Annotated in this window: 3 protein-coding genes; all 3 read left to right on the top strand. The window is 71.8% G+C overall.

Features of this window, described 5'->3' with window-relative positions:
- The first annotated feature begins 329 nt into the window (after window positions 1–329).
- The 3 genes from ACFV61_RS35070 to ACFV61_RS35060 all read left to right on the top strand — a co-directional run bounded on the left by ACFV61_RS35070 (window position 330) and on the right by ACFV61_RS35060 (window position 3,576).
- The gene (locus ACFV61_RS35070; protein WP_380345997.1) at window positions 330–1,424 is read left to right on the top strand and encodes a sugar ABC transporter substrate-binding protein; all 1,095 of its coding nucleotides are present in this window, start codon (window positions 330–332) and stop codon (window positions 1,422–1,424) included.
- Between the two features lie 86 nt (window positions 1,425–1,510).
- A complete protein-coding gene (locus ACFV61_RS35065; protein ID WP_063352939.1) occupies window positions 1,511–2,296 on the top strand; it encodes an ATP-binding cassette domain-containing protein in 786 nt (261 codons plus the stop codon).
- Window positions 2,293–3,576 (top strand): sugar ABC transporter permease, encoded by a 1,284-nt coding sequence (locus ACFV61_RS35060; RefSeq protein ID WP_380496155.1) that lies wholly within the window; start codon window positions 2,293–2,295, stop codon window positions 3,574–3,576. Before ACFV61_RS35065 ends, ACFV61_RS35060 begins: the two co-directional genes overlap by 4 nt.
- Window positions 3,577–3,776 lie beyond the last annotated feature (200 nt).

Here is a 3,776-nt window from a genome sequence, read left to right as displayed (position 1 = left end):
CACCGCGACCGGCGGGGAGCGGCTCGGCGGGCCCGCCTCGGCGGCCGACGCGGCCGGGGCCCAGCGCGGGGGGGCGGGCGGGCCCCCCCACCTCCCTGACGCCCCGACAGGTTGATCGACTCTTGAACGGCGGGCCCCGCAACGGGCGCCGCCGTTCCGTCATTTGGAGCTTCCTCCAGGTTTCAACTCCCCGTCAGTGTTCATGAAGATAACGAGTAGAGGCGCATCGCCCACAGTCTGAATTTACTTATTGACGTCATGTACGCGTTCAGGTTTAACTCCCCCCACCCCGCCGCAGAGCCGCGGCGACGTCAGGGAGAGGCACCCCCATGAACGCAGCACTGCGTCGCGTCCTCATCGCCACCACCGGCATCTCACTGGCCCTGTCCATGGCCGCCTGCGGCAAGGCGGGCGGCGACAAGAAGGACGCGGCCGCCTCCGGAGACGGCAAGTCCATCGGGCTGCTCCTACCCGAGAACGCCTCCTCCACCCGCTACGAATCCTTCGACCGCCCCTTCGTCGAGGCCAAGGTCGCCGCCCTGTGCGCGGACTGCAAGGTCCTCTACAACAACGCCGAGGGCAGCGCCGCCAAGCAGAAGCAGCAGTTCGACACCCTCCTCGCCCAGGGCGTGAAGGTGATCATCCTGGACCCCTACAACGCCAAGTCCACCCAGGGCTGGGTCCAGGAGGCCGCCGCCAAGGGCGTCAAGGTCGTCGCCTACGACCGCCTGGCCACCGGACCGGTCGCCGCCTACGTCTCCTTCGACAACGAGAAGGTCGGCGAACTCCAGGGCCAGGCCCTCGTCGACGCCCTCGGCCCGCAGGCCGCCGACGCCAACGTCGCCATGATCAACGGCGACGAGGCCGACCCCAACGCCGCCGACTTCAAGACCGGCGCCCACAAGGTCCTCGACGCCAAGGTCAAGAAGATCGTCTACGAGCAGTCCGGCCAGTGGGACGCCACCATCGCCGGCCAGAAGATCGGCGCCGCCGTCACCCAGCTCGGCAAGAACGGCTTCCAGGCCGTCTACTCCGCCAACGACGGCATGGCCGGCGCCATCATCACCCAGCTCCAGGGCGCCGGCATCAAGGTCCCCGTCGGCGGACAGGACGCCGGCCTCGACGCCATCCAGCGCATCGTCAACGGCGACCAGGCCTTCACCATCTACAAGGCCTACCGCCCGCTCGCCGACTCCGCCGCCGAACTGGCCGTCGCCCTCCTCAAGGGCAAGGACGTCAAGACCGTCGCCACCGCCACCGTCGACAGCGCCACCGACAAGGCCATCCCCGCCAAGTTCCTGGACGCCAAGGTCGTCACCAAGGCCAACATCGCCACCACCGTCGTCGCCGACGGCCTCTACAAGGTCTCCGACATCTGCACCGCCGACTACGCCGCCGCCTGCGCCGCCGCCGGCCTCAAGTAGCCCGGCCCGCCCAGCCGCCCAGCCGGCCCCGCCCAGCCGCCCAGCTCGACCCGGGTCCAAGTCCACCACCGCAGAAGAAGGTTCACTTGACAGGCGCACCCGTCCTCCAGCTGCGCTCGGTCTCCAAGCGCTTCGGTGCCGTCCAGGCCCTCACCGATGTCGGCCTCGACGTCCACCCCGGCGAAGTCCTCGCCCTCGTCGGCGACAACGGCGCCGGCAAGTCCACCCTCGTCAAGACCATCGCCGGCGTCCACCCCGTCGACGAGGGCACCATCACCTGGCACGGCGAGCCCGTGCGCCTGACCCGCCCCCAGGACGCCCAGGCCCTCGGCATCGCCACCGTCTACCAGGACCTCGCCCTGTGCGACAACCTCGACGTCATCGCGAACCTGTTCCTCGGACGCGAGAAACGCCGCCACGGGCTCCTGGACGAGGTCGCCATGGAGCAGCACGCCCGCGAACTCCTCGACACCCTCGCCATCCGCATCCCCGACGTGCGCACCCCCGTCGCCGCGCTCTCCGGCGGCCAGCGCCAGGTCGTCGCCATCGCCCGCGCCCTGGTCGGCGAGCCAGCCCTCGTCATCCTGGACGAGCCCACCGCCGCCCTCGGCGTCGAACAGACCGCCCAGGTCCTCGACCTCGTCGAGCGGCTGCGCGAACGCGGCCTGGCCGTCGTCCTCGTCAGCCACAACATGGCCGACGTGCGGGCCGTCGCCGACACCGTCGCCGTCCTGCGCCTGGGCCGCAACAACGGCGTCTTCCCCGTCGCCGGCACCACCCAGGAGCAGATCGTCTCCGCCATCACCGGAGCCACCGACAACGCCCACGCCCGGCGCCAGGCCCGCCACACCGAGGAGGAGGACGCCGCATGACCACGCCCAGCACCCCCGCCGACACCCCCGCGACCCCCGGCGCCGAGCCTGCGGCCCCCGGTGCCGACCCCCGCCTGCACACCCGGGCCGCCGGCCCCGCCGGCTACCTGGACGCCGCCCGCCGGCGCCTGGCCGCCGGCGAACTCGGCTCCCTGCCCGTCGTCGTCGGCCTCATCCTGATCGCCGTCATCTTCCAGTCCGTCACCGGCCACTTCCTCCAGGCCGACAACCTCACCAACATCACCCGCTTCATCGCCGGCCCCGGCCTCATCGCCGTCGGCGTCGTCTTCGTCCTCATCCTCGGCGAGATCGACCTCTCCCTGGGCTCCGTCGCCGGCGCCAGCGCCGCCCTCGCCGCCGTCCTCGCCGTGCGCCAGGGCGTCGCCGAATGGCTCGCCGTGCTCGCCGCCCTCGCCGCGGCCACCGTCATGGGCCTGCTGCACGGCCTCTTCTTCGCCCGTGTCGGCGTCCCCGCCTTCGTCGTCACCCTCGCCGGCATGCTCACCTGGAGCGGCCTGCAGGAGTACGTCCTGGGCGACCTCGGCACCGTCAACAACCGCCACGGCGGCCTCATCGCCACCCTCGACACCACCTTCCTCGGCGACGGCGACATCGCCTACGCCTGGGCCCTGGCGGTCCTCGCCCCAGCCCTCTACCTGCTCGCCCACCTGCGCACCGCCCGCCGGCGCACCGCCGCCGGCCTCACCGCCCGCCCCACCGCCGACACCGCCATCCGCACCGGCGCCCTGGCCGTGCTCACCCTCGCCACCGCCTACGCCCTCAACCAGGACCGCGGCCTGCCGCTGCCCCTGGTCGTGCTGGTGGGCGTCGTCGTCCTCACCGACTTCGTCCTGCGCCGCACCTCCTACGGGCGCCAGATCTTCGCGGTCGGCGGCGGCGTGGAGGCCGCCCGGCGCGCCGGCGTCAACGTGGCCCGGGTGCGGATCTCCGTCTTCATGCTGTCCGCGTTCCTGGCCGGCCTGGGCGGGCTGTTCTACGCCTCCCAGCAGGGCTCCGCCGACAAGCAACTGGGCGGCGGCAACGTCCTGATGAGCGCGATCGCCGCCGCCGTCATCGGCGGCACCAGCCTCTTCGGCGGCCGCGGCAAGACCTGGTCCGCGCTGCTGGGCATCCTGGTGATCCAGTCCATCACCACCGGCCTGGACATGGTCCACGCCGCCCAGGCCATCCAGTACATGATCACCGGCGCCGTCCTGCTCGCCGCCGTCGTCCTGGACTCCCTCTCCCGCCGCACCCGCACCGCCGCCGCCCGCACCTAGCGAAGCCCGAAAGACCCGGGCCCCCTCTCCCGGCCCGGCGCCCCGCCGCATCGCGGGGCCCGGGCCCCTGTGGAAGGTCCCAGACCTCCACAGCACGCCCGAACCCGATCCTTTGCCGGAAAGCGGCAAAGGATCGGGTTCGGGCATTTTCGATGCGGGTGGCGGTCGATCAACCTTTGGGCAATTAATGGGAGTTGACG

The sequence above is a fragment of the Kitasatospora sp. NPDC059817 genome, assembly GCF_042731835.1.
In the GTDB taxonomy this organism is placed as follows: Bacteria; Actinomycetota; Actinomycetes; order Streptomycetales; family Streptomycetaceae; genus Kitasatospora.
This window is presented reverse-complemented; position numbering and strand designations above follow the sequence as displayed.

Coding starts and splice junctions, on each gene's coding strand:
- ACFV61_RS35070 (WP_380345997.1), top strand. CDS start 330: ATGAACGCAGCACTGCGTCGCGTCCTCATCGCCACCACCGGCATCTCA.
- ACFV61_RS35060 (WP_380496155.1), top strand. CDS start 2,293: ATGACCACGCCCAGCACCCCCGCCGACACCCCCGCGACCCCCGGCGCC.